Annotated in this window: 14 protein-coding genes; 10 read left to right on the top strand and 4 right to left on the bottom strand. The window is 73.2% G+C overall.

Features of this window, described 5'->3' with window-relative positions:
* Positions 1 to 154: 154 nt before the first annotated feature.
* Together ACGFR7_RS22680 and ACGFR7_RS22675 are read right to left on the bottom strand one after the other, a co-directional pair.
* The gene (locus ACGFR7_RS22680; protein ID WP_393322071.1) at positions 155 to 2893 is read right to left on the bottom strand and encodes a helix-hairpin-helix domain-containing protein; all 2739 of its coding nucleotides are present in this window, start codon (positions 2891 to 2893) and stop codon (positions 155 to 157) included.
* Positions 2890 to 3873 (bottom strand): aldo/keto reductase, encoded by a 984-nt coding sequence (locus ACGFR7_RS22675; RefSeq protein WP_393322069.1) that lies wholly within the window; start codon positions 3871 to 3873, stop codon positions 2890 to 2892. The genes ACGFR7_RS22680 and ACGFR7_RS22675 overlap by 4 nt, the downstream gene beginning before the upstream one ends.
* 128 nt (positions 3874 to 4001) lie before the next feature.
* Here ACGFR7_RS22675 and ACGFR7_RS22670 point away from each other — a divergent pair, with 128 nt between their 5' ends.
* On the top strand, positions 4002 to 5057 hold the full coding sequence (locus ACGFR7_RS22670; RefSeq protein WP_393322066.1) for an LLM class F420-dependent oxidoreductase: 1056 nt from the start codon (positions 4002 to 4004) through the stop codon (positions 5055 to 5057).
* A gap of 298 nt (positions 5058 to 5355) precedes the next feature.
* A complete protein-coding gene (locus ACGFR7_RS22665; protein ID WP_393322063.1) occupies positions 5356 to 6144 on the top strand; it encodes a ferritin-like domain-containing protein in 789 nt (262 codons plus the stop codon).
* A 36-nt stretch (positions 6145 to 6180) separates the two neighbouring features.
* Here ACGFR7_RS22665 and corA read toward each other — a convergent pair whose 3' ends face one another.
* Positions 6181 to 7173, bottom strand: coding sequence for a magnesium/cobalt transporter CorA (gene corA / locus ACGFR7_RS22660; RefSeq protein ID WP_393322060.1), 993 nt, complete (start codon positions 7171 to 7173; stop codon positions 6181 to 6183).
* A 59-nt stretch (positions 7174 to 7232) separates the two neighbouring features.
* Here corA and ACGFR7_RS22655 point away from each other — a divergent pair, with 59 nt between their 5' ends.
* From ACGFR7_RS22655 to ACGFR7_RS22635, 5 genes are all read left to right on the top strand, one after another.
* Positions 7233 to 7931: a histidine phosphatase family protein gene (locus tag ACGFR7_RS22655; protein ID WP_393322057.1), complete on the top strand. Its 699-nt coding sequence runs from the start codon at positions 7233 to 7235 to the stop codon at positions 7929 to 7931.
* Positions 7932 to 8051: 120 nt separating this feature from the next.
* On the top strand, positions 8052 to 8642 hold the full coding sequence (locus ACGFR7_RS22650) for a DUF3090 domain-containing protein (protein ID WP_086718061.1): 591 nt from the start codon (positions 8052 to 8054) through the stop codon (positions 8640 to 8642).
* Positions 8643 to 8647: 5 nt separating this feature from the next.
* A complete protein-coding gene (locus ACGFR7_RS22645; protein ID WP_393322054.1) occupies positions 8648 to 9535 on the top strand; it encodes an SCO1664 family protein in 888 nt (295 codons plus the stop codon).
* 132 nt (positions 9536 to 9667) lie between these two features.
* A complete protein-coding gene (mshC, locus tag ACGFR7_RS22640; protein WP_393322051.1) occupies positions 9668 to 10897 on the top strand; it encodes a cysteine--1-D-myo-inosityl 2-amino-2-deoxy-alpha-D-glucopyranoside ligase in 1230 nt (409 codons plus the stop codon).
* Positions 10898 to 11060: 163 nt separating this feature from the next.
* Positions 11061 to 14117 (top strand): NPCBM/NEW2 domain-containing protein, encoded by a 3057-nt coding sequence (locus tag ACGFR7_RS22635; RefSeq protein ID WP_393322048.1) that lies wholly within the window; start codon positions 11061 to 11063, stop codon positions 14115 to 14117.
* 50 nt (positions 14118 to 14167) lie between these two features.
* Here ACGFR7_RS22635 and ACGFR7_RS22630 read toward each other — a convergent pair whose 3' ends face one another.
* The gene (locus tag ACGFR7_RS22630) at positions 14168 to 15343 is read right to left on the bottom strand and encodes a PAC2 family protein (protein ID WP_393322045.1); all 1176 of its coding nucleotides are present in this window, start codon (positions 15341 to 15343) and stop codon (positions 14168 to 14170) included.
* 261 nt (positions 15344 to 15604) lie between these two features.
* On the opposite strand from ACGFR7_RS22630, the gene ACGFR7_RS22625 reads away from it, so the two are divergent.
* The 3 genes from ACGFR7_RS22625 to ACGFR7_RS22615 all read left to right on the top strand — a co-directional run bounded on the left by ACGFR7_RS22625 (position 15605) and on the right by ACGFR7_RS22615 (position 18950).
* Entirely contained in the window at positions 15605 to 16948 is a 1344-nt protein-coding gene (locus ACGFR7_RS22625; protein ID WP_393322042.1) for an enolase C-terminal domain-like protein, read from the top strand.
* Entirely contained in the window at positions 16945 to 17742 is a 798-nt protein-coding gene (locus ACGFR7_RS22620) for an SDR family NAD(P)-dependent oxidoreductase (RefSeq protein WP_393322039.1), read from the top strand. The genes ACGFR7_RS22625 and ACGFR7_RS22620 overlap by 4 nt, the downstream gene beginning before the upstream one ends.
* Positions 17743 to 17918: 176 nt before the next feature.
* On the top strand, positions 17919 to 18950 hold the full coding sequence (locus ACGFR7_RS22615) for a sugar ABC transporter substrate-binding protein (RefSeq protein ID WP_393322036.1): 1032 nt from the start codon (positions 17919 to 17921) through the stop codon (positions 18948 to 18950).
* Positions 18951 to 19017: the final 67 nt, after the last annotated feature.

The following is a 19017-nucleotide window of genomic DNA, read 5'->3' as shown; positions in this document are numbered from 1 at the left end:
CACCGGCCCCCCCGCGCCGGGGCCGGGCCCGCCCCCGGAATCGGCCCCGGTGGCCCCGGGCCGCGGCCCCCGGCCGGGCCCACGGGGGCGGCGGCGGCCCGGGGGCCGGCGGCTTGCGGGGCGTGCGGTGAGGGGAGCGGGCGCCGCGATCCGGTCAGCCGGCCGCCGGCGGCTCCTCGGTGCTCTGGACGCTGTGCCGCAGCAGGGTGCGCAGCCGGGTGGTGCGTTCCTTGACGGGTACCTCCGCGACGGCGCGGGGCAGCGCCTGATCGACGCCCTGAACGACCGACAGATGCCGTTCGCCGCGGCTGAAGGCGGTGTAGACCCAGGCGCGGGTCAGGCCGCGGGCGGCGTCCCCGGGCAGGACGACCACCGCGGCGGGCCAGCGCGTCCCGGCCGCCTGGTGCGCGGTGAGCGCCCAGCCGTGGCGTACGGCTCCGGCACCGACCTGCTCGCGCGGGACCACCGCCGCGGTGCCGTCGCAATCGAGATGCAGTCCGGACGCGTCCGCGCCGGTGACCGTGCCGGGCACCGTGCGGCCGGGTGCCGGGGCGTAGGCCACGCGGTCGCCGGGGTCGAAACCGCCGAACCGGCCGGGGCCGGGATTGAGCCGTTCCTTGAGGGCGGCGTTCAGCGCGCGGGTGCCGGCCGCGCCGCCGTGGCCGACGGTGATGACCTGGGTCTGCTCCGCGGGGACACCGAGCGCGCGGGGCACGGAGTCGGCGACCAGCTGGACGGTGCGGTGCACCGCCTCTCCGGCATCCCGCGCCGGCACGATCACCACTTCCTTGCCGGGCGCCTCGACCTGGTTCAGCTCGCCGATGCCGATGCCCGACACCAGCTCGCCGATCGGGCCGAAGTCCGGGGTGCGGGAGGCGACCTGAGGGCAGAAGCGGGCCGCCAGCAGATCGGCGAACAGCCGGCCGGGACCGGCGGACCACAGCACCCCCGGGTCGCCGCTGAGCACCAGGCGGGTCCCGTCGGTCAGCGACTCGACGAGCAGCGCGGCGGTCTCCAGATCCAGCTGCGGGGCGTCCAGCACGACCAGCAGATCCAGCGCCAGGGCACCGTCCGCGTCGCGGCCCGGACCCTGCCGGCCGGACAGCAGGCCGGACACGGTCACCGCGGCCGCGCCGGGGTCCATGGACGCGTCGGCGGCCTCCGGGGTGCTCGCGGTGAGGTGGGCGGCCAGGCGCCGGCGGCCGTTCTCGGTGTGCGTGGCACCGAACGCCCGCAGGCCCAGCGAGCGGGCCGCGGCGATCAGCGCGGCGGGCTCCGCGCGGGCCGCCTCGGCACCGGTGTGCGCCACCAGGCCGCTGTGGGCGGCCGCGCGGATGAGCTCCGCGGCCGACGGCGACGGTGCGGCGGCCGCCGCGGCATCCCAGGCGGCGGCGGAGGGGCGTACGGGCCGGGGGGTGGCGGTGTCATCGGCGTCGGCGGGCGCACCGGTGTCTCCGGCGCCGGAGGCCGGGGCGTCGGTGCCCTGCGGGGCCGTGCTCCGGTCGGCGTCCGCCGGCTCCGCGTCCGCCGCGGAGCCGCCGGGCTCCCCGGCGTCCGCCGCGGTGTCCTGCTCCGGCCCGGCCACCGCCTCGAACGTGTTCAGCAGCCGTGCCAGGCCGTCGGCGACGCTCTCCTCGGCCATCGCGAACCGGTCCAGGCCGAGCAGGATGCGGACCGGCTGCTCTTCGTCCTCGTCGTCACCCGTCGTGGGACGTGCCCGGCCCGGTTCCTCGATCGCGTCCTGGAAGACCAGCACCGCGCCGTCCGCGATGGCGGTCTGCAGGGCCTCGTCGGGGTCGGGCACCGAGCGCTGGGCGAGTGCGGCGCGCAGCGCGGCGGCCTCCAGGGCGGAGTGTCCCGCCAGGGCGGCCTGTTCCAGCAGCCAGCCGACCAACGCCTGGGCGCGCCGCTCGTCGCCAGGGCCGCAGGCCGGGCCGAGCAGCGCCCGGGCAAAGCCGTCGGCCTGCTCGGGGCGCACCCCGGGCACCCCGAGCAACTGCCAGGGGTCCTCGCTCAGCGCCTCGGCCGCCCGCTCGCCCAGCGCCTCAGCGGCGGGCTCCGCCAGCGCCTGGGGCGCGCCGCCCGCCGTGAGGACCTGCCGCACGCCCTCGATGCCGGGGGCCGCGGCAACGGCGGGGCGGGGGGCCGGAACCGGCCCGGGCGGAGCCGGTGCGGCGGCCGGGTTCATGGCGCCGGTGTCCGTGACGGGGGGACCGGCAGGAGCGCCGGCGTCGGGTGCGGTGCCGGGCCGGGCGGCCTCCGGGGCGGGGCCGGAGGGTGCGCCCTGCTGCGGGGCGCGGCTGCCGGTCTCCGGGCCGTCCTCGCGGGGCCGGGCGTCGGGTGCGGCCGGCTGGGCGGGGCGGGGGGCGGGACGGGGCGCGTCGTTGAAGAACGAAGCGGCCGCGCGCTCGCCGCTCTCCACCGCGCGTACCGCCGCGGCCAGCGCGTCCGCGGTCGCCTTGGCCGACGCGGGCACCGCGGCCTCCCGCGCCGCCCCGGCGCCGGGTGCCGCGGGCGACGGCTCGCTCACCGGAGCCGTCGTGTCCGCGGCCCCTGCCGGGGAGCTTCCCGGTGCCGTCGTGTCGGTGCCCGGTGCTGCCGTTTCCGCTGCGGCCTCCGCCTCCGCCTCCCTCTGCGTGTCCGTGTCCGGCGCTGTGGCGCGCTCCGGTGCTGTCGCGTCCGGGCCCGGCGCCGTGGCGTCGTCCGCCGGTGCTGCGGGGTCCTCCGGTGGTGCGGGGTCCTGCGGTGCCGCGGGGTCCTCCGGTGGTGTGGGGTCCTGCGGTGCCGCGGGGCCCTGCGGTGCCGTGGCGTCGTCGGGTGTCTGGGCATCCGCAGTCCCGGGCGCGGCCTCCTGCTCGGGCGGGGTTTCGCCGGCGAGGCGGTCGGTACTCACAGCGTGCTCCAGTCGTGATCGGGGTAGTGGTGCACCGGCGCCGAAACATCGTCCAGCGCCCGGCGGATCTCGTCAGGAAGACTAAGGGTCTCCACTGACAATGCGGCTCTGAGCTGCTGCTCCGTGCGGGCGCCCAGGATCGGCGCGGTCACTCCGGGGCGGTCGCGCACCCAGGAGAGCGCGACCTGGAGCGGGGTGACGGCCAGTCCGTCGGCGGCGGTGGTGACCGCTTCGACGACCCGGCCCGCCGTCTCGTCGAGATACGGCGCGACGAACGGGGCCAGATGCTCGGAGGCGCCCCGCGAGTCGGCCGGCGTCGCATGGCGGTACTTGCCGGTCAGCACGCCCCGCCCGAGCGGCGACGACGGCAGCAGTCCCATGCCGAGATCGAGCGCCGCCGGCAGCACCTCCCGCTCGACGCCCCGCTGGAGCAGGGAGTACTCCATTTGCGTGCTCGCCAGCCGGTTGCGTACACCGGGCGCGGCCAGCTGCCAGGTGCCCGCCTTGGCGAGCTGCCAGCCGGAGAAGTTCGACAGCCCCACATAGCGCGCCCGGCCGCTGGTGACGGCGAGATCGAGGGCCTGCAGGGTCTCCTCCAGCGGCGTGTGCGGATCGAAGGCGTGCAGCTGCCACAGGTCGACGTACTCGGTGCCCAGCCGCTCCAGGGAGGCGTCCAGGGCGGCGAGGAGATGGCGGCGGGAGCCGTCGACGCGGCGGTCCGCCGCCAGGACGCTGCCGGCCTTGGTCGCGATGACCAGGTCCTCGCGCGGAACGAGCCCTTCCGTCAGCCGGCCCAGGAGGTACTCGGCGCCGCCGTCGGCATAGATGTCGGCGGTGTCCACCAGAGTGCCGCCGGCCTCCCAGAACGCCTTGAGCTGGCCGGCGGCTTCCTGCTCGTCCGTGTCGCGGGCCCAGTTCAGGGTGCCGAGCCCGAGGCGGGACACGCGAAGGCCCGTACGGCCGAGGTGCCTTTGCTCCATGGGCCTTGAGATTACTGGCCGGGAGCCGGGAACAGGGGACCTGTGGACAACCCTGCCGATGACGGCCGGCGGCGGCGCGCGCTACAGTCCCCGGAACAGCGACGTTACTGATCGGTAAGGGGAGCGGCATGAGGCTTGGCATCAACCTCGGCTACTGGGGCGCCGGGATGGACTCCGACAATCTCGCGGTGGCGCAGGAGGCCGACCGCCTGGGCTATGCCGTCTGCTGGGCCGCGGAGGCCTATGGCTCCGACGCCGCCACGGTGCTCTCCTGGGTCGCGGCCCAGACCGAGCAGATCGACGTCGGTTCGGCGATCTTCCAGATCCCGGCGCGTGCGCCCGCGATGACCGCGATGACGGCCGCCACCCTGGACTCCCTCTCCGGGGGCCGGTTCCGCCTGGGGCTCGGTGTCTCGGGGCCGCAGGTGTCCGAGGGCTGGTACGGCGTCAAGTTCGACAAGCCGCTGGCGCGCACCCGCGAGTACGTGGACATCGTCCGCAAGGCCATGACCCGCGAGCGGCTGTCCTACGAGGGCGAGCACTGGACCCTGCCGCTGCCCGGCGGCCCCGGCAAGCCGCTGAAGCTGACCGTCCACCCGCAGCGCGAGCACATCCCGCTCTACATCGCCGCGATCGGCCCGAAGAACCTTCAGCAGACCGGTGAGATCGCCGACGGCGCTCTGCTGATCTTCCCCTCGGCCGATCACCTGGAGGAGACCGCGATCTCGCACCTCCGGGCCGGCCGCGAGAAGGCGGGCAAGACAATGGAGGGCTTCGACGTCTGTCCGACGCTGCCGCTGGCCGTCGGCGCGGACAAGGACGTCAGCGCGCTGGCCGACATGTTCCGTCCGTACACCGCCCTGTACGTCGGCGGTATGGGCAGCCCGAAGCAGAACTTCTACAACCAGCTCGCCCAGCGCATGGGGTACGGCAAGGAAGCCGCCGAGATCCAGAGCAAGTACCTGTCCGGCGACAAGGAGGGCGCCGCCGCCGCGATCCCGGAGCAGCTGATCGACCAGACCACGCTGCTCGGCTCCGTCGAGCGGATCGCCGAGCGGATGCAGGCCTACGCGGCGGCCGGAGTGACCACGCTGACGCTGGCCCCTGCGGGCTTCACCCTGGAGGACCGCCTCGCCTCGCTGCGGGCCGGTACCGAGGCGCTGGAGCGGGCCGGCCTGGCGTAGGCCACCGGGCCGGCGGCAGGCTCGTCCCGGAACCTGTCCGGGCGCCGTCGCACGGCCCGGCGCACACGGCCCGGCGCGCGCGGCGCCGGGCCGGTCGGCCCCGCGGCCGTGGCGGGGGCTCGGGGGATCTTCCCCGCCGCGGCCGTCAGGCAGCACAACGCGGTCAAGCGTGCCCGGTTACGCCCGCCACCAGGACGGATATCGCCCGGAAGGCCGTACGGACCGCCGCTCCGGTTGCCTCCCGCGGAACACGCCCTTTGACTTTTCCTACGGGTGTGTCCGTTCGGAGGTGGCGCAGATGATCTCGGCCCGAAGCCTGTTCCAGGAGATCGTCGACAACGACGACTCCTACCGCCTGTTCTGCTCCATCGCGGCCAGCGGAGAGGCCCAGGGCGGCTGGGAGAACGGCCGGATCGCCGCCCTCGTGCCCGCCTCGCTGCGCGAGCTGGCGCCCAAGGTCACCCGGCACGGCGCGGACGAGGACAAACACGGCCGGATCTTCCACGCCCTGCTGCGCAAACGCGGCCTGACGCCCGCCGCGGTCCCCGTGGAGACCGACTACACCGCGCTGCTGGAGAGGCAGGGCATCGGCCTGGCGCACGACAAGCTGCGCCGCGACGAACCGCTCACCGAGCTCGACATCATCACCTACCTCGCGCACAGCCGGGTCACCGAACAGCGTGCCGCCGACCAGATGGTGATGCTCAGGAAGTACTTCGGCGACCACCCCGAGGTGGGCAAGGCGATCCGGATGATCTCCCACGACGAGGACAACCACCTGGCGTACTGCCACGAGGAGCTGCTGCGGCTGGCCCGCCTCGGCCACGGCCGGACCATCCAGCGGATCCTGCACGACTGCGCCCATGCCGAGCTCGTCATCTACCGGGACGTCAGCCTGGCCGTGATGGACCACATGGGCCGCATCCTGCGGTGGCCGAAGGTGAAAAACGGCGGGATCATCACCGGGATCCGGGCGATGTACGGCTATGAGCGGCTGGGCGGCTGGCGGCGGATGGTCAGCCTCCGGATGCCCGAGCGCCGGGACGCGCTGGGCGGCCCGGCCACCTCCGCCCCGGAGTTCGCCTGAGCCCTGTCGGGCGCCCGGCCGCCGGGACCGCCCGCGTCACAGCCAGCCGCGGCGTTTGAACAGCCGGTAGAGCGAGACCTCGATGACGACCATCACCAGCAGGATCGCCGGATAGCCCAGGTGCCACTTCAGCTCCGGCATGTCATCGAAGTTCATGCCGTAGATGCCGGCGATCAGGGTCGGTACGGCCGCCAGTGCCGCCCAGGCCGAGATCTTGCGCATGTCGTCGTTCTGCCGTACGCCCATCTGCGCCAGATGAGCGGCGAGGATGTCCGAGAGCAGCCGGTCCAGGCTCTCCACCGACTCGTTGGCGCGGGTGAGGTGGTCGTCGACGTCGCGGAAGAACGGCCGGGCGTGGTCGTGCACGTACGGCACGCCGGGGTTCTGCAGGAGGGTCATCGGCGCGGCCAGGGGGCCGGTCGCCCGCCGGAACTCCAGCACCTCGCGCTTGAACGCATAGATTTCGGCCGCGGTGTTCTTGGTGTCCCGGCGCACCGGCGCGAACACCTCCGCCTCCAACTCCTCCAGATCCAGCTGGAGTTCGGCGGCCACATCGATGTAGTGGTCGACCACGGCGTCGCAGACCGCGTAGAGCACCGCGCCGGGGCCGTGCCGAAGGATCTCCCGGTGTTCCTCCAGCCGCCGGCGCACCGCCGCCAGCGGGCTGGCCTCGCCGTGCCGGACGGTGACCACGAACGCCTCGCCCAGGAAGACCATCACCTCCGAGGTGGTCACCGTGGCGGCCTCGTCGTCGTAGGTGACCGGCTTCAGCACCATGAACAGGGAGTCGTCGTAGACCTCCAGCTTGGGCCGCTGATGCGCCTTGAGCGCGTCCTCGACGGCCAGCGGGTGCAGCCCGAATTCGCTGCTGACGAGATCGAACTCCCGCTCCGTCGGCTCGTACATCCCCAGCCACAGGAAGGCGTCACCCTTGGCCCGCGCCTCCTCCAGAGCGCGGGAGAAGTCGGTCGCACACTCGGCGCGGCGGCCGTCCCGGTAGATGGCGCAGTCCACGATCACACCTGGCATTCTCGCTCGTCACGCCGCCGCCTGCCAGGAACACGGACCGGGAACGTAGGGTGGCGCCCATGCCCACGCTGATCCTGGTGCGGCACGGCCGCTCCACCGCCAACACCGCCGGAGTGCTCGCCGGACGGGCCCCCGGCGTCGCCCTCGACGAGCACGGCGCCGCCCAGGCCGCCGCGCTGCCCGCACGGCTGTCCCGGGTGCCGCTGACCGCTGTCGTCTCCAGCCCGTTGCAGCGCTGCCGGGAGACCGTGGCGCCGCTGCTGGAGGCCCGGCCGTGGCTCACGCTGCACCTCGAGGAGCGGATCAGCGAATGCGACTACGGCGACTGGTCGGGCCGCAAACTCGCCGAGCTGAGCGACGAGCCGCTGATGGAGGTCGTCCAGCAGCACCCCTCAGCGGCCGCCTTCCCCGGCGGCGAGTCGATGCGCGCGATGCAGGCCAGGGCGGTGGACGCGGTGCGCGACTGGAACGCCCGCATCGACGAGGCGCACGGCCCCGACGCGGCCTACGTCATGTGCTCGCATGGCGACCTCATCAAATCCCTGGTCGCCGACGCCCTGGGCATGCACCTCGACCTCTTCCAGCGGATCTCCGTCGAGCCCTGTTCGGTCACCGCGATCCGCTACACCCGGCTGCGCCCCTACCTCGTACGGCTCGGGGACACCGGTGACTTCGGCTCCCTCGCGCCCCGGGCGGACGGCGGCAGCGCGGCGGCCGACCGGGACGCGGCCGTCGGCGGTGGTGCGGGAGCAGCGTGATCAGTCGGCGCAGTAGGGTGGTGCGACGGCGCTGCCCGCCACGCCCCTGCGATCCGCGCAGTGACCGCAGGACGTGCAGCGACCGCAGTGACCCCGCAGTCGAGCAATCGGAGCAGGACGTTGTCCCGTCAGGTGTTCTTCTACGACGCGCCGGACCGCTTCGTGGCCGGTACGGTCGGGCTGCCTGGCCGCCGTAGCTTCTACCTCCAGGCCACCGCCTCCGGCCGCACCACCAGCGTCGCTCTGGAGAAGACCCAGGTCGCGGCACTCGCCGAGCGGATCGACGAGCTGCTGGACGAGGTCGTGCGGCGCAGCGGAGGCAACGCCCCGGTGCCCGCCGTCTCGCCCGCCGAGCTGGCCGACTCCGCCCCGCTGGAAACGCCCGTCGAGGAAGAGTTCCGGGTCGGCACGATGGCGCTCGCCTGGGACGGCGAGGACGAGCGGATGATCGTCGAGGCACAGGCCCTGGTCGAGCTGGACGCGGACAGCGACGAAGACCTCGCCGACGCGGAGGAGCGGCTGCTCCAGGACGACGAGAACGGTCCGCCGATGCTGCGGGTGCGCCTCACCGGAACCATGGCCAGGGCGTTCGCCAAGCGGGCGCTCGAAGTGGTCAACGCCGGCCGCCCGCCGTGCCCGCTGTGCAGCCTGCCGCTCGACCCGGAGGGACACGTATGCCCGCGCCAGAACGGATACCGGCGGGACGCCTGAGTGCCATGCCCGTCGAACCCGCCGGGCAGGCGGCGCCGCTGCCCGGCCCCGTCGCACCCCAGGAGCCGCCGCCGGCCGCGCCGGAACCCGCCGGGGACCGGCCGGACGCCCTGTTCACCGACGGTGAGCTGACCGTACGCGGCCGCATCCCTGAGGCGTCCAACGCCGTGCTCTACTGCACGGTCGCGCAGGACGGCCGCAGCGCCGACTGCGTCTACAAGCCGGTCGCCGGTGAGCGCCCGCTGTGGGACTTCCCCGACGGCACGCTCGCCCAGCGCGAGGTCGCCGCGTACGAGATCTCCCGTGCCTGCGGCTGGGACCTCATCCCGGTGACCGTGCTGCGCGACGGCCCCTACGGCACCGGCATGGTCCAGGAGTGGATCGATCCGCCGGAGAGCAGCGACGAGGTGCCCGAGCTGCTGGCCCTGGTGGAGGACGAGGAACCGGGGCCCGGCTGGAAGGCGGTCGGTTTCGCGCAGGTCGGCGAGGACCGCACGGCGCTGCTGGTGCACGCCGACCATCCACGGCTGCGGCGGCTCGCGGTACTCGACGCCGTGATCAACAACGGTGACCGCAAGGGCGGCCACCTGCTGCCCGGCGCCGGCGGAGAGTTTTTCGCCATCGACCACGGCGTCACGTTCCACGCCGAGGACAAGCTGCGCACCCTGCTGTGGGGGTGGGCGGGGGAGCCGCTGACCGACGAGGCGCTGGAGGTGCTGCGGGGCCTTCAGGAGGCACTGGAGGACGCCGGTCCGCTCGCCGCCCGACTGGCCGAACTGATCACGGATGACGAGATCGAGGCGCTGCGGGCGCGGGTGGCCGGGCTGCTGCGCAGCGGCCGGCATCCGGAGCCGAGCGGCGAATGGCCCGCCATCCCCTGGCCGCCGGTCTGAGATTCCGCCGTGGGCGCGGCGGGACACCGCCCGGCCCGCTTGCATGTTCGGCCGCTGAACACAAGAGCGCCTTTCCGGCCAGACCTCTGATCCCGTTCGTAGACGGAACATCCGTCCGGTTAGGCTCATGGCATGCATGCATGGCCCGCTTCTGAGGTCCCCGCCCTGCCTGGCCAGGGCCGCGACCTGAGGATCCACGACACCGCGACCGGCGGACGGGTAACCCTCGACCCCGGTCCCGTCGCCCGTATCTACGTGTGCGGCATCACGCCGTACGACGCCACCCACATGGGGCACGCGGCGACCTACAACGCGTTCGACCTGGTTCAGCGCGTGTGGCTCGACACGAAGCGCCAGGTTCACTACGTGCAGAACGTCACCGATGTCGACGATCCGCTGCTGGAGCGGGCCGTTGCCACCGGCGTCGACTGGACGGCGCTTGCCGAGCGCGAGACCGCCCTCTTCCGCGAGGACATGACGGCCCTGCGGATGCTGCCGCCCCGCCACTACATAGGCGCCGTCGAGGCGATACCCGGCATCGTCCCGCTGGTGGAGCGGCTGCGCGACGCCGGCGCGGCCTACGAGCTGGACGGCGACACCTACTTCTCCGTCGAGGCCGACCCGCACTTCGGCGAGGTCTCCGGGCTCGACGCCGAGGCGATGCGGCTGCTGTCCGCGGAGCGCGGCGGCGACCCCGAGCGCGAAGGCAAGAAGAACCCGATCGACCCGATGCTGTGGATGGCCGCCCGTGACGGCGAGCCGAGCTGGGACGGCGGCTCGCTGGGCCGCGGCCGGCCCGGTTGGCACATCGAGTGTGTCGCCATCGCCCTGGACCTCCTCGGCATGGGCTTCGACGTCCAGGGCGGCGGGTCCGACCTCGCCTTCCCGCACCACGAGATGGGCGCCTCGCACGCCCAGGCGCTCACCGGCGAGTACCCCTTCGCCAAGGCCTACGTGCACGCCGGGATGGTGGCCCTGAACGGCGAGAAGATGTCCAAGTCCAAGGGCAACCTCGTCTTCGTCTCCGCGGTGCGGCGCGACGGCACCGACCCGGCCGCGATCCGCCTGGCGCTGCTGGCGCACCACTACCGCGCCGACTGGGAGTGGACCGACGCGGTGCTGGAGGAGGCCGTGGAGCGGCTGGCGCGCTGGCGTGCCGCGGTCTCCCGTCCCGACGGCCCGTCCGCCGACGCCCTCCTGGAGGAGATCCGTACGGCACTGGCCGACGACCTCGACTCCCCGGCGGCCCTCGCGGCCGTGGACCGCTGGGCCGCGGCGCAGGAGTCCGCCGGCGGCAGCGACGAGGGCGCTCCCGGCCTCGTCTCCCGTGCGGTCGACGCACTGCTCGGCGTGGCCCTGTAACCACCCGCCGCACCCGTCCTCAGGGGCGCCTTCGCCGACCGGCGGGGGCGCCCCTCTTGTCACCGCTCGGGCCGTCCCGCCGGCCGGCGGGCGCGCAGAAATCCAGCAACCCGGCCCAAGAGTCCATGGTGGCGCGGCCCGGACGCGGACTAGAGCTGCGGGCATGAGAAAACCAACAGGACTGCGGGTGGCGGTCGTTGCCGCGCTGCTCGGGCTCGCGGCGGCCGTCGCGGGGCCGGCGGGCAGCGTACGGGCGGACGGCCGCGCACCCGCGCAGACCGTCGGTGACATCACCGGCTTCGCCGCGGACGGGCCCGTCTACCATCTGCACGCGGGCCGGGCCGAGGCACGCGTCAGCTTCGTGAGTGACCGGACCTTCCGCGTGGAACTCGCCCCGGACGGCACCTTCACCGACCCGACCGGCAAGGACATCGTGCTGCCCCGGGGCGCACCGCCCGCCACCCACTGGCGGGACGCCGGGGACGCCTACGAACTCAGCACCTCACAGGTCACCCTGAAGGCCTTCAAGGCGCCGCTGCGCTTCGAACTGCGGCGGGCCGACGGCTCGTTGGTGTGGTCCGAGGCGAAGGGGCTGAGCTGGGACGACACGACCACCACCCAGACCCTGGCACGGGGCCGCGACGAGCAGTTCTACGGCGCCGGAATGCAGAACGGGCGCGGCAACACCTCACACCGCGGCCACACCGTGGAGGTCGGCGTCGACTACCACTGGGACGACGGCGGACACCCCAACTCCGTCCCGTTCTACCTCTCGTCCGCGGGATACGGGGTCTTCCGCAATACGTACGCGCCCAATACGTACGCCTTCGACGAGCCGGTGACCACGCGCGCGAAGGAACGGCGCTTCGACGCCTACTACTTCGCCGGGCCGAGCGCCAAGGACGTCATCGGCCAGTACACCTCGCTGACCGGCAAGCCCTTCCTGCCACCGCTGTACGGCCTGGAGATCGGTGACTCGGACTGCTATCTGCACAACGCGAACCGGGGGGAGCGGCACACCCTGGACGCCCTGAAGGTCGCCGACGGCTACACCGCGCACGACCTGCCCAACGGCTGGATGCTGGTCAACGACGGCTACGGCTGCGGCTACGAGAACCTGGCCGAGACCTCCAAGGGCCTCGGCGAGCGGAAGATGAAGCTGGGGCTGTGGACCGAGGACGGCATCGGCAAGCTCGCCGACCAGGTCAAGGCGGGCCAGCGGATCGCCAAACTGGATGTCGCCTGGGTCGGCGACGGCTACAAATTCGCCCTGGACGGCTGCAAGGACGCCTACAAGGGCATCGAGGACAACAGCGATGCCCGGGGCTTCACCTGGGCCCCCGAGAGCTGGTCGGGCGCACAGCGCTGCGGGGTCCAGTGGTCCGGTGACCAGAGCGGCACCTGGGACTACATCCGCTGGCAGATACCCACCTACGCGGGCGCGACGATGTCCGGACTCGCCTACACGACCGGCGATGTGGACGGCATCTTCGGCGGCAGCCCCCGGACCTACGTCCGCGACCTGCAGTGGAAGTCCTTCCTCCCGGCGATGATGACGATGGACGGCTGGGCGGCCAGTGACAAGCAGCCCTATCGCCAGGGCGAGCCCTACACCTCCGTCAACCGCAAGTATCTGAAGCTGAAGGAGTCGCTGCTGCCCTACATGTACTCCTACGCGGCCGAGGCGACCCGGACCGGCGTCGGGCCGGTGCGCCCGCTGTCGCTCGAATACCCCGACGACCCCAAGGCCGCCACCGACGCCGCCAAGTACGAGTTCCTGACCGGCCAGGACTTCCTCGTGGCGCCCGTCTACCAGGACACCGGCACCCGCGACGGCATCTATCTCCCGAAGGGCACCTGGGTCGATTACTGGACCGGCCACACCTACCGGGGACCGGCCACGGTCGACGGCTACAGCGCCCCCCTGGACACCCTGCCGCTCTTCGTCAAGGCCGGTGCCGCCGTGCCCATGTGGCCGGGCATCAGGTCCTACCAGGACCGGACGGCACACTCGCCGCTCGCCTGGGACGTCTACCCGCAGGGCCGTTCCTCGTTCACCCTCTACGAGGACGACGGGGTGACCCGTGCGCACCGGGACGGCAGCAGCGCCACCCAGCGGGTGCAGGTGGCCGCACCCCGCTCCGGCGGCGGCGACGTACGGATCGGCGTCGGCGCCCTGCGGGGCTCGTTCCGGGGCAAGCAGACGGCCCGGCCGTACCGCTTCACCGTGCACACCGGTGACGCCCCGCACGGCGTCACCCTGGACGGCCGTCCGCTGAAGCGGCTGCCGTCCGCGGGCGCGTTCGCGGCGGCGGACGAGGGCTGGATTCACGACCCCGCCGACCGTGCGGGCGTCGTCCGGATCAAGACCGCCTCCCGCCCCACCGGCCGCGCGTTCAGCCTGGTGCTGAAGGGCGCGAGCGCGGTCGGCGGCCGGACCCCGGGCGCGACGGTCGCGGTGGCCACGCCGGGCGGTCAGGAAGTGACCAAGGGCGTGCCGACGGCCGTACGGACGGCGCTCACCGCGGGCACCCGTACGGCACATGAGGTGTCGGTGTCCCTGTCCGCGCCCAAGGGCTGGACCGTCTCGGCGCCGGTGCGCCATGCGCGGATCGCGGCCGGATCCACTCTGCGTGACGCGCTGACGCTCACCGCGCCGAAGGACGCCAGGAGCGCGGACCCGGTCACGGTGACCGCGACCGTCCGCTACCGCTCGGCCGGTGCGGTGCGGACCACGGTGCACCGCTTCGAGGTGCGGGCCGTACCGAAGGCGCCCGCCCAGGACGCCTGGGCGAGCGATCTGGAGTGGCTGAGCGGCACCAATGGCTACGGGCCGGCCGAACGGGACCGCAGCAACGGCGAGTCGGGGGCGGCGGACGGCCGTCCGCTCACCCTCGCCGGGAAGACGTACGCCAAGGGCATCGGGACGCACGCCGACTCGGACCTGGAGTTCTTCACCGGCGGGCGCTGTACGTCCTTCACCGCGGACGCCGGGATCGACGACGAGATCGCCGACTACGGGCAGGTCGCGTTCTCGGTGGAGGGGGACGGCAAGGTGCTGTGGACCTCGCCGAAACTGACCGGCGCCTCGGCACCGGTGGCCGTGGACGTGCCGCTGGGCGGCGTCCGGCACGTACGCCTCAAGGTGACCGATACGGACGGCAAGAAGTCCGGCGATCACGGCGACTGGGCGGGGGCGCGCTTCCACTGCTCGGGATGAGCAGCGAGCGCCGGCCCTCCCGCCCCGGCGGGAGGGCCGGCGCAGGGCGCTCAGCTTCCGGCGTCCTCCGGGCCGTCCTCCGGCCGCGTGGAGTCGGCGGAGTCCGCGCCTTGCGACGGGCCTCCCGAGGTGCCTCCCGAGGTGCCTCCCGACGGGTCGGGCGCGTCACCGGAGTCCTTGTCGCCCTTGCCGGTGTCCTTCGCCGTACCGGTGTCCTTTGGCGCCGTACCGCTGTCGTCGCCGGGCTTGGGTTCCCGCGGCTCCTTGGACACCGGGCGGGGCGGGCGGCTGCGGCCGCCGGCGGAGTCGCGGAGGTAGGAGCTGTCGCGGCCCTCGGCGAGCCCGCCCTCGGTCGCGACACCGGGAGGGGCCTGCGGGTCACGGCGGCGCAGATAGCGCTCGAACTCGCGGGCGATGGCCTCGCCGGACGCCTCCGGCAGGTCCGCGGTGTCCCGCGCCTCCTCCAGCGACTGGACGTACTCGGCCACCTCGCTGTCCTCCGCCGCCAGCTGGTCCACGCCCAGCTGCCAGGCGCGCGCGTCCTCGCTCAGCTCACCGAGCGGGATGCGGACGTCGAGGAGGTCTTCCAGGCGGTTGAGCAGCGCGAGGCTGGCCTTCGGGTTGGGCGGCTGGGACACGTAGTGCGGAACCGCCGCCCACAGGCTCACCGCGGGAACGCCCGCGTGGGTGCAGGCTTCCTGGAGGATGCCGACGATGCCCGTCGGGCCCTCGTAGCGGGACTCCTCCAGGTCCAGGCGGCCGGCGAGTTCCGCGTCGGAGGTGACCCCGCTGACCGGCACCGGGCGGGTGTGCGGGGTGTCGCCGAGCAGCGAGCCCAGGACCACCAGCATCTCCACGCCCAACTCATGGGCGAAGCCGAGGATTTCGTTGCAGAACGAGCGCCAGCGCATGCTGGGCTCGATACCGCGGACCAGGACGAGATCGCGGGTCCGCCCCTTGCCGTTCTTGTCGCCGACGCGGACGACGGAGAGCCGGGTCGTCGGCCAGGTGATCTTGCGTACGCCGCCGTCCAGGAAGACGGTGGGGCGGTTCACCTGGAAGTCGTAATAGTCCTCCGCGTCCAGCGCGGCGAAGACCTCGCCCTTCCACTCCCGGTCCAGATGCGCGACCGCGGCGGAGGCGGCGTCGCCGGCGTCGTTCCAGCCTTCGAACGCGGCCACCATGACCGGGTCGATCAGCTCGGGCACCCCCTCGAGCTCGATCACCCAGCGCCTCCTTCCGACCGGTCCGGCCACCTGGGGCGGCCGCCGGCAGCAGTTCCATTACGTGCGTTCCCAAGACTACGGCGTCCGTGGTGCCGGTTCGCAGCCCCTTTGCGTGAGGTGGTCGAGATTCATCCGATCTGTTGCGGGGGACGTTCGGTCAACTTCCGTACGCGGTCTGGACGGTGCCCGACGCGCGGGTCTATACATCGGATGACCGGCAGAGGTCCGATGTTCTTCCGCAACATCTCAGGGGGCATGCCCATGGCTGCGGCCGACACCGTCACCGGGTTCGAGGTCCACGACGTCCGCTTCCCCACCTCGGAGCAGCTCGACGGCTCGGACGCCATGAACCCGGACCCCGACTACTCCGCCGCCTATGTCGTGCTGCACACCGGCAGCGGACCGCGGGGCCACGGCCTCTGCTTCACCATCGGGCGCGGCAACGATGTCATGGCCGCCGCGATCCGGTCCCTCGCCCCGTACGTCGTCGGCCGCCCCGTACCCGCCACCGCCGCCGCTCTCGCCGCACTCCACCATGACCTCACCCACGACTCCCAGCTGCGCTGGCTCGGCCCCGAGAAGGGCGTGATGCAGATGGCGGCCGGCGCCGTGGTCAACGCCGCCTGGGACCTGGCCGCCGCCCGGGCGGGCCTGCCGGTGTGGGAGTTCCTTGCCGCGCTGACGCCCGAGGAGCTGGTCTCCCTCGTCGACTTCCGCTATCTCTCCGACGCCCTCACCCCGGCCGAGGCGCTGGCGATCCTGCGCGCCGCGGCACCCGGCCGGGCCGAGCGCGCCGCCCGCCTCAAGGCCGAGGGCTACCCCGCGTACACCACCTCGCCCGGCTGGCTCGGCTACGACGACGGCAAGCTGGTGCGGCTGGCGAAGAAGGCGGTGGCCGAGGGCTTCGGCCAGATCAAGCTGAAGGTGGGCGCCGACCTCGACGACGACAAGCGGCGGATGCGGCTGGCGAGGGACGCGGTCGGCCCCGGCGTACGGATCGCCGTCGACGCCAACCAGCGCTGGGACGTGGCCGAGGCGGTCCGCTGGATGACCGCGCTCGCGCCGTACGCCCCGCACTGGATCGAGGAACCGACCAGCCCGGACGACGTCCTGGGGCATGCCGCGGTGCGCTCCGGCCAGCCCGTGAAGGTCGCCACCGGCGAGCACGTCGCCAACCGGGTGGTCTTCAAGCAGCTGCTGCAGGCCGGCGCCGTGGACTTCGTCCAGATCGACGCGGCGCGGGTGGCCGGGGTCAACGAGAACCTGGCGATCCTCCTGCTGGCCGCGAAGTACGGCGTGCCGGTGTGCCCGCACGCCGGCGGGGTCGGGCTGTGCGAGCTGGTGCAGCATCTGGCGATGTTCGACTACGTGGCGGTGTCCGGGAGTTGGGAGGACCGGGTGATCGAGTACGTCGACCATCTGCACGACCACTTCAGCGATCCCGTCGTCGTCGAGCGCGGCCGCTACCGCGCCCCGGCCGCGCCCGGTTTCTCGGCCCGGATGAAGCCGGCCTCGGTCGCCGCCCACCGCTTCCCCGACGGGCCGGTGTGGCGCGCCCGTCGCTCTCCGCACAGCCGGCACGGCGAACAGGAGGTCTCCGCATGAGTTCCGCACCGCACCACGCCCGGCCGCCGGCCGACTTCCAGGGGATGGCGGCGCTCGTCACCGGCGGCGGCTCCGGCATCGGGGCGGCCACCGCCGCCCTGCTGCTGGCGCGCGGCGCCAAGGTCGCCGTCCTGGACCGGGACCCCTCCGGCGCGCCCCCCGGGACGATCCCGGTCACGGCCGATGTCACCTCCGACGCCGGGGTAGGTGCCGCCGTCGGCGAAGCGGTGGGGGAGCTGGGCGCCCTGCACACCCTCGTCGGCAACGCCGGCATCGGCGCCGTCGGCACGGTCGAGGACAACGACGACACGGAGTGGGGCCGGGTCCTGGACGTGAACGTGCTGGGCCTGGTGCGTACCGCCCGCGCCGCACTCCCGGCGCTGCGCCGCACCGCTGCCGGCGCCCCGGGCCGGGTCTCCATCACCCACACCTGTTCCATCGCCGCCACCGCCGGCCTGCCGCAGCGCGCCCTCTACAGCGCCAGCAAGGGCGCGGTCCTCTCGCTGACCCTCGCGATGGCCGCGGATCACCTCCGGGAGGGCATCCGCGTCAACTGCGTCAATCCGGGCACCGCCGACACTCCGTGGGTCGGGCGGCTGCTGGACCGGGCCGACGACCCGGCCGCCGAACGCGCCGCCCTCAACGCCCGACAGCCGATGGGCCGGATGGTCACCGCGGACGAAGTGGCCGCCGCCATCGCCTCCTTGGCGTCCCCGGCCGCCTCCGGCATCACCGGGACGGTGCTCGCCGTGGACGGGGGGATGCAGGGGCTGCGGCTGCGGCCCGCCACCTGACCGGGCCCGCCGTCTGGCCGGGCCCCGCCGTCTGGCCGGCCCGCCACCTGACCGGCCAAGAACCGTCATCGGCCCCGGCCCGTATCCGGCCCCGGCCCGCATCCGCCCCGACCTGCATCCGCCCCGGCCCGTACAGCGCCCCGCACCAGCCGCACACCACGACCGAGGGACCACCCATGAGACTGCGTACGACCGGCGCGGCGGCATGTGCCGTGCTGCTCGCCACCGCCGCGCTCGCCGGCTGCAACCGCGGAAGCAGCACCGCGGGCGGCAGGATCGGCATCGACATGCCCCGTACGGACACCGACTTCTGGAACTCCTACCAGCAGTACCTCGAAAGGGACCTGGACCACGGCGGACCGGCCGCGCTGCCGCTGTCCAACTCGCAGAACGACATCGCCAAGGTCGTCTCCAATGTGCAGGCGCTGACCGACCAGGGCGCCAAGGCCATCGTCATGGCACCGCAGGACACCGGGGCCATCGCCAGCGCGCTGCGGCGCCTGGCGGAGAAGAAGATCCCGGTGGTGAGCGTCGACACCCGCCCCGACGAGGGCAAGGTCTACATGGTCGTACGTGCCGACAACCGCGCCTACGGCGAGAAGTCCTGCGACTACCTCGGCAGGAAACTGGGCGGCAGGGGCCGGGTCGCCGAACTCCAGGGCGACCTCAGCTCGATCAACGGGCGGGACCGCTCCGAGGCCTTCGCGGCGTGCATGAAGAAGAAGTTCCCGAAGATCACCGTGCATGAGCTGGCCACCGACTGGAAGGGCGAGGTCGCCTCCGGCAAGCTGCAGAGCCTGCTCGCCCAGCACCCGGACGTCAACGGCATCTATCTGCAGGCCGGCGGCGCCTTCCTGCAGCCGACGCTCGCCCTCCTGCAACAGAAGAAACTCCTGCGGCCGGCCGGCTCCGACGGGCACATCACCATCATCTCCAACGACGGCATCCCGGACGAACTGGACGCGATCCGGGCCGGAAAGATCGACGCCACCCTCTCCCAGCCCGCCGACCTCTACGCCAAGTACGCGCTGTACTACGCCAAGGCCGGCCTGGAGGGCAAGACCTTCACCCCGGGCCCCACCGGCCACGGCTCGACCATCGTGAAGATCAAGAACGGTCTGGAGGACCAGCTGCCGGCGCCCCTGGTCACCAAGGACACCGTCGACGACAAGAAACTGTGGGCCAACCAGCTCGGGAAGAAGAAGTAGCGGTGGAGGCGGACGAGGTGGTGGAGGCGGACGGGGCGGACGAGGCGGTGGAGGCGGACGGGGCGGA

Origin of the sequence: Streptomyces sp. NPDC048516, from assembly GCF_043199875.1 — a bacterium.
Taxonomy (GTDB): Bacteria; Actinomycetota; Actinomycetes; order Streptomycetales; family Streptomycetaceae; genus Streptomyces.
This window is presented reverse-complemented; position numbering and strand designations above follow the sequence as displayed.